The organism is Bacteroidota bacterium, assembly GCA_034723125.1.
GTDB lineage: Bacteria > Bacteroidota > Bacteroidia > CAILMK01 > JAAYUY01 > JAYEOP01.
On the sequence record JAYEOP010000594.1, the window covers coordinates 1 to 7,089 of the forward strand.

Consider the following 7,089-nt stretch of genomic DNA (forward strand, 5'->3'; position numbering starts at 1 on the left):
TAAATAATCAATATTTGTTTTTGTTTTATCCTTGAAAGCTTCAATTAACTGTTTTTTTAATTCTAAATCCTTCATTTATTTTAATTTTAACGTCACTAATTAGATAGCAAATTACGAAAATATTTTGTGAAATTTCAAAAATATAAATTTCACTTTGATATTGTTGATATTTATTCTAACAAATTAATGTAACTTCGGCTTTTATAAATAATAAATATATATGATTATGAAAAGGATATTAGTGTTAGTTGTTGCATGTTTTTTTATTTCTTCTTTAGTTTTAGCTCAAACTTATAGAGGAGAGGAAGCCAATAATATTGTAAAAGGTAGCAATACTGTAAAAATTGATGAGCAGGGGAGTATTCAATTTATTCGCCTCAATAAAGTTGTTTCTGAAAATAATCATCTCAAATGGTTAAAAAACTCTCTTGATTTAAAACAAAATGAGGATTTAATTTTTTATAAAAAAGAAAATGATCAATATGAATTTTCTCACTATAGATACAAGCAATATTACAATAATTTGGAAGTAGAGTTTGGAGTGTATTATGCCCACATAAAAAATAATAGACTAATTTCGGCAAACGGTACATTTTTTAAGGATATAAATATAAATACAACTCCTTCAATTACTGAGGAAAATGCTTTTAATACAGCAATGAATTCACTGCTTCCCAATGCAAAAATAAGGGAGGATACAAAACAAGAATATTTTAAACATTCAAATCCTAAACTTATAATATTTTCATCAAAAAACAATTATTATCTAGCTTACAAATTTGATATTTATCTTCCTGCACAAATAATTAGAAATGATGTGTATGTTGATGCACACAGTGGAGAGCTTATTGAAAAAATAAACAAAATACATAGAGCAAATGCACAAGGTACAGCAATAACAATGTACAATGGAACACAAACAATTACAACAGATAGTCTTGGAACTTATTATGCTTTAAGTGAAACAGGAAGAGGTTATGGAATAGAAACATTGGATATGAATAAAGGTACCATATATCAAAATGCAGATCCTTTTACAAATACAACAAATTACTGGGACGATACAACAAATCAAGACCATATTGCTTTAGATGTTCATTTTGGAGCAGAATCGACCTTTGATTATTTTTATAATACATTTAACAGAAGCTCTTTTAGTGGTTTTGGTTCAAAAATATTCAATTATGTTCATTATGGAACTAATCTAGCTTTTGCAATGTGGGACGGTTTGCGATTTGCTTTTGGCGATGGTGATAATACTTATAATCCTTATACTTCCTTAAATTTATATGCACATGAATTTACTCACGCAATTATAGAATATACTGCAAATCTATCATATACAGGTGAAACAGGAGCACTCCAAGAATCATTTTGTGATATCTTTGGAATTTGTGTTGACCAATATATAAATCCAACAACATTTAATTATAGTTTTGGAGAACAGGTTACTAAAACATCACAGCCTTTAAGAAATTTTGTGTCTCCAAAAACTTTAAACCATCCTGACACTTATTTAGGGCAATATTGGCATTCAGGTTTTGGGGGTGAAAATATTAACTCAAATATTCAAAATCATTGGTTTTTCTTATTGGCGGAAGGTACAAGTGGGGTAAATGACAATGGAGATACCTTTAATATAACAGGAATTGGAATTGTTGATGCATCAAAAATAACTTATCGTTGTTTAACCAACTATTTAACACCAATTAGTGATTACGATGATGCACGATTTTATTCCATTCAATCAGCAATTGATATTTTTGGAAATTGCTCACAACAAGTAACCTCTACAACTGATGCGTGGTATGCCGTAGGTATAGGTAAGGGATTTCAATTTGATACTTTAAAAGCAAAATTTGTTGTTCCATTAAGATATTTTTGCAAACCACCATCTTCTGTTCCTTTTATAAATCAAAGTACAAATGCATCAAATTATCTTTGGGATTTTGGTGATGGAGATACAAGTTATTCTGTTAATCCAACTCATATTTATCAGGACTCAGGATACTATACAATTTCATTAAGTGTTTGGGATACCTCATATTTGTGCTCTCAAAATGATACGGAAACTTATGTTCTTTATAGTCATATCTATATTCAAGACTCTGCTAATGTTGATTTTCTAGTAAGCAACGATTCTGTTTCTGCAGGTTGTGATCTTATTACTTTAACAGACATTTCAGATAGTTGTGTACAAAATTGGAATTGGATAATTAGCCCTTCCACTTATACGGTTATGAGCCCTTCAGCAAATTTCCCTACAATTGATGTCAGACTTGATGATACAGGAACTTATTCTATAAAATTAGTTGTAGATTTTGGGATAACATCTGACTCAATAATAAAAACAAATTATTTGCATACTGATTTTCTTGCAGGATTTGATTTTGATGCAACTAATAAAAATCCCATAGTTGGCAAAGATACAGTAGTGCTTTTAGATACTTCTCAATGTTCTTACAGCAGAAATTGGCTGATATCACCAAATACTTATACAGTAGTTCCCTCAAGTAATATTAAAGGAATTAAGGTGGTTTTTAATAATGTCGGCAACTACAACATTAGCATGGTTACAAGTTACGGCTCATATATCGATACTGTTGTTAAAAATAATTATATCAAAGTAATTTCATATTGTACACCCGTTGTTATTAATTTGAATCCTGATATTGGAATAAGTAATTTTACAATGGGCAATATCAATAATAACACAGTAATTGGAAATTATGCATATACCTATTATCCGCTTATTAATAATAGAGGATATAATCTTTTAGATAGCATTCCTTTTTCTTTAAGCCGAAATTCAACTAATAATAATATGAATCGAAAAGTATGGGTTGATTGGAATATTGACGGAGATTTTGATGATCAAGGTGAACTTGTTTCCTATGAGCCTAGTGCCACTACAAACACATTTCATGATACAATTGTTGTGCCTGCTACTGCTACTTTTGGAACAACAACCTTAAGAATTGGTACAAGCATTTTAGGTATGTCGAATAAAGCTTGTGGTGCAAATATGTATGGTGAATTTGAGGATTACAGATTAAAAATTACCCTTGCGGATTTTATTGAAATTTATTTGAAAGGACAAGATGTAATTAATATTGAACAATGTTCAAATTATATTGATGCAGGTTATACATACACTAGTATAGCTCCGATAACCTCATTTGATACCATAACAAATCTTGATATTTCAACTACAGGAACATATTATTACAAATATAAATTAACAGATTCATTAAATAACACAAAAACTATCAAACGAATTATTAATGTTTTCCCAAAAATTGACCTTTCAACCGAGTTTGCTTTATTGGGAAACGAGCATGATACCGTTAGTATTTATACCACATATTTTGATCCCGGTTATCAAACAAATATGACTTGTAATGTTATTGATAGTGTAGTAATTATTGGAAGCGTTGATACAAGTAAATTGGGTGTTTACACCTTAAATTATTATGCTTATAGCCCAAACAATTTTATTGTTCGTACAAGGTTTGTTCATGTTGTTGACAATGTTGACCCTCTTATTTCTCTAAACGGTTCATCATATATTAGTGTTGAAGTAAACAGTTCTTTTACAGATCCCGGAGTAACCGTTAGTGACAATTATTGCGATTCAAGTAGCATTACAGTTGTTGTAGTTGGAAGTGTTGACACTTCAAAAATTGCTGAATATACTTTAAATTATTTAGCTACCGATTGTAAAGGAAATGGGCCTGTAACTGTTTCAAGAATTGTGAAAGTAGAGGACACTCAAGCACCTCAAATTACATCAGCCTTGTATAATGATAAGGATACAATTGACGTAGAAGTATTTAATAAACTGATTTTACCTATTTTTACAATTGCTGATAATTATTCAACTGTGTTCGATATTGATACCTCAGGTTCTTTTGTTTCAACTTTTCCTGATCTTATTAGTAATAATTTAGGAACATATAATATTATAATTTCTGTAACAGATAGTTCTTTAAATACAGCAACATTCGAATTGATTGTTAAAGTTGTTGATACAGAAGCTCCTGTTATTACACTTTATGGCTCAAGTGTTTTAAATATTTTTAGATTTGATACCATTAAAGTTGACTCCTTTAGTGTTAGCGATAATTACGATAAAAATGTTGTAGTTATTAGAGGTGGTGATTACATTACAGATTATCTTGTATATTTTAAAACCGGATTTTATACTTTAAAATATGATGCAGTTGACCAATCAGGAAATAATGCAATGCAAGAAAAACGTTTTATTAATGTTGAAAAAGGAGGGTCAATTGATAACGAAAACGCTTTAAAAGGATTTAAAGTGTATCCTAATCCAACAAATGGAAAACTTACTATTGAGAAATCAATTAAAGCTCTTGAGATTCAAAATATAGAAGTTTATAATTCAATTGGTGAAAATATTCAATCAATACAATTTATTAATAATCAGGAAAAAACTGAAATCAATTTGGAAGGTTGCGGTAAAGGTTTATATTTTATCAGAATATTTACCTTAAAAGATAACTATGAATTTAAAATAATTTATCGATAAAATATTTTTGAACTAATCCGTAGTGCCTCTAAGAAAACTATCAAATTTTATGATTTCTAAGATTTTTTACCTGCCTTTGCCGTCAGGCAGGTGAGATTTTTATTTTTTGAGACGAGGCGATGCCTTAGCATCAGTGAGTTGAGAAAGATAAAAATATCGCAAAAAGATAGGAATCTAATTTTGCAGAGTTTTCTTAGAGACACTACGTAGAGAAAATCTTAATTTTTCTTTGCGGATAACCCAATAACTCCCTTTAAATATGATAAAATATTGTGGATTAATAACTGATATATTTATTTTTGCCCGATGAAAAATACCTTTGGACATATATATAGTCTGTTTTTAAAATTATTAATCGTATTATTTTTATTTGAAATTTCAAGGTTGTTATTTTTATTTTATAATTTTAAATATTTTAATTCTTTTTCTTTTCTTGAAATAAGTAGCACTTTTTTTTACGGATTACTATTTGATATTTCTGCAATTGTTTATGTTAACTCTTTATTTATTTTTGCTTTTTTAATACCGATTTATATTCGTGAAAACAACGTTTTTCAAAAAATATTAAAATACATTTTTGTAATAAGCAATGGGATTGCATTATTTTATAATACAATTGATTTTGAATATTTTAGGTTTACAGCTAAAAGGAGCAGTGCTGATATTTTTGATGTAACAACAGAAATCAAAGGTTTTTTGATAAGCTATATTTCAGACTTTTGGCACTTGGTTTTTATATGGATATTGCTTTTAGGTTTTTTAATATTTTTGTATAAAAAACTTTCATTCAAATTTAAAACATCATATTCTTTGGCTTCAATTTTAAAACAAATTGTAGCATTATTTTTTATTACTGGACTTTTAATTGTTTCCGCACGAGGAGGTTTTTCACTCCGACCAATACGGGCATTTGATGCAGCACGTTTTACCAAGCATCAGTTAATACCCCTTGTTTTGAATACTCCTTTTAAAATAATAACTACCCTTAGTAACGAAAGATTAACAGAATCCGATTATTTAAAAAAGGATGAATTAAATAAAATATATTCACCAATTCATAGGCCCAACCCTGATAATGATTTTAAAAAAAAGAATGTAGTAATAATTATCCTTGAAAGTTTTGGAAAAGAATACATTGGGTATTTTAATCAGGGAGAAGGATACACTCCTTTTTTAGATTCTTTGTGCAAAAATAGTTTGGTTTTTGAAAGCTCATTTGCAAATAGCCAAAAGTCTGTTGAAGCATTGCCTGCGATACTTTCGGGAGTTCCATCATGGATGAGCAAGCCTTATTTAAATTCCATTTATCACAGCAACAACATTTCAAGTTTGGGAAAAATATTGAAAGATGAAGGTTATTATTCTGCGTTTTTTCATGGTGGAGAAAACGGAACAATGGGCTTTGATAATTATATTGCCCTTTCAGGCTTTGGCGATTATTACGGAATGGAGCAATATCCTGACAAAAATGATTTTGATGGAAGTTGGGGAATTTTTGATGAACCTTATTTTCAATATGTTATTGATGTGATAAATAACAATCCTAAACCTTTTTGTATTTCTGTTTTTACACTTTCATCACATCATCCTTACAAAATTCCCGAGGAGCATAAAGGGAAATTTAAAGAAGGTAAGCATCCTATTCATAAATCTGTTTCTTACACTGATTATGCTCTTGAAAGATTTATGAAAAGGGCTTCTCAGCAATCGTGGTTTAAAAATACTTTGTTTGTAATTACTGCTGATCATACTTCTGTAAGTTTAAAAAACTCTTACAAAAACTTTATTGGAAAGTTTTCTGTTCCGATAATTTATTATACAGCAGATAGTAATTTAGTCGGTTTTAATAAAAATATTTCTACTCAGCAAATTGATATTATGCCAAGTATTTTGGGCTATTTAAATTACAACAAAGCATTTTTTTGTTTTGGTAAAAATGTTTTTGAAGATTCTGTAAAATTTGGAGCAATACAGTACAATGAAGGTATCTGGCAAAATGTTGAAACTCCTTATATTGAATATTTTGATGAAGAAAAAACAACATCATTTTATAAATTAACTACGGAAGGCAAAACCGAAATCAACTTAGTAAATGAAAAATCAGATAAAATGATGCAAATGGAAAAAAGGCTAAAAGCTGTAATTCAAAGCTACAGATATTTTTTGATTCATAATGAGATGGTGGTAAAGGAATATCCATTAAAGAAATAGGAATTGATTTTCCGTTAGAAATTCATCTTATTTTCGCCACCAATTATCATCCTCATCTTCACCACCAAATCCGTAGTTATAAGGATTGCCTTTTTCATCATCGTAATCCGGATCTAAGTGATAAGGGTAGTATTTCATCCAATCATTACCATACTTTCTTTTTAAGTGATTTGTTTCGCACTCCAATTGCATGGTACGTTCTTCATCAGGACTAAGTTCTTCATCACTAAAACCCTCAAAAAGTTCCTTGTAAAAGCGGCAATGACAATATTCTCCTAAAGAGCATTTTCCGTGTTCTGTGCCGGGATTACAAAGTTGGAAAAATC

At 29.4% G+C, this 7,089-nt stretch carries 3 protein-coding genes; 2 read left to right on the forward strand and 1 reads right to left on the reverse strand.

Features of this window, described 5'->3' with window-relative positions:
- Positions 1 to 226 precede the first annotated feature (226 nt).
- Positions 227 to 4,552: a M4 family metallopeptidase gene (locus U9R42_14775; GenBank protein MEA3497289.1), complete on the forward strand. Its 4,326-nt coding sequence runs from the start codon at positions 227 to 229 to the stop codon at positions 4,550 to 4,552.
- Positions 4,553 to 4,858: 306 nt separating this feature from the next.
- Positions 4,859 to 6,763 carry a sulfatase-like hydrolase/transferase gene (locus U9R42_14780; protein MEA3497290.1) on the forward strand — a complete coding sequence of 635 codons (1,905 nt, stop codon included), beginning with the start codon at positions 4,859 to 4,861 and terminating at the stop codon, positions 6,761 to 6,763.
- A 27-nt stretch (positions 6,764 to 6,790) separates the two neighbouring features.
- Here the strand turns inward: U9R42_14780 and U9R42_14785 are convergent.
- Positions 6,791 to 7,089 (reverse strand): hypothetical protein (locus U9R42_14785; protein ID MEA3497291.1); only part of this gene is annotated, 299 nt, incomplete at its 5' end.

Bases quoted from the DNA above. Each gene is read 5' to 3' on its own strand.
- U9R42_14780 (MEA3497290.1), top strand. From the start codon at position 4,859: ATGAAAAATACCTTTGGACATATATATAGTCTGTTTTTAAAATTATTA.
- U9R42_14775 (MEA3497289.1), top strand. From the start codon at position 227: ATGAAAAGGATATTAGTGTTAGTTGTTGCATGTTTTTTTATTTCTTCT.